At 61.2% G+C, this 556-nt stretch carries 1 protein-coding gene and 1 pseudogene; both read left to right on the top strand.

All coding sequences use genetic code 11. From position 1 onward, the window contains the following. Window positions 1–233: pseudogene (locus A3764_RS00370) on the top strand (hypothetical protein); the annotation flags it as partial. Between the two features lie 12 nt (window positions 234–245). Next, the coding region (locus A3764_RS00365) for a type IV secretion system protein (RefSeq protein ID WP_150122012.1) at window positions 246–556 on the top strand (311 nt) is incomplete at its 3' end.

Here is a 556-nt window from a genome sequence, read left to right as displayed (position 1 = left end):
TTCTGGTTCAGGACATCTATCGCGCCCAGAATCTCGAGCGGGTCGTCGAGATCGGCAACTGCGACTGCGCGACCCGGTTCCCGTCCTGGGACGCGGCCGAGGCGATGTTTCGGGAGAGCTACGCGAGCGACGAACGGTGGGAAATGCTCGAAGCCTCGGAAGGCTACAATCGCCGCGCCAACGCCGCCCGAACTGCCGCCAAGGCCATCTGCGACGCCGCAGGCAATTGGTAAGGCAGTCCCGCGATGAGTGTCGTCACCTACGTCGTTGAAACCTCCCAAGCCTATCTCGACACCGCCGCTGAGACCCAGTTTGGTGCGGTTGCGGCAACGGTCGGCACGCTCCTGGTTTTGGGGACAACGCTGGTGGTGATCCTCGTCGGCATCAACATGATCTATCAATACCGGGCCATGGATGGGCACACGGCCTTTTGGCTTGCGGTCAAGATCGGGCTCATCGGGATATTCGCGACCAATTGGGTGCAGTTCAACGCCTTCTCGTCTGCCATTCTCTATGGGATCGACAGTATTGCAGGCGCCCTTGTGGCCTCCGTCGG

The sequence above is a fragment of the Sulfitobacter sp. HI0129 genome (genome assembly GCF_001635395.1).
Lineage (GTDB): Bacteria > Pseudomonadota > Alphaproteobacteria > Rhodobacterales > Rhodobacteraceae > Sulfitobacter.
Note: the sequence above shows the minus strand (reverse complement) of the source record. Positions and strands in the feature narration are given on the sequence as shown.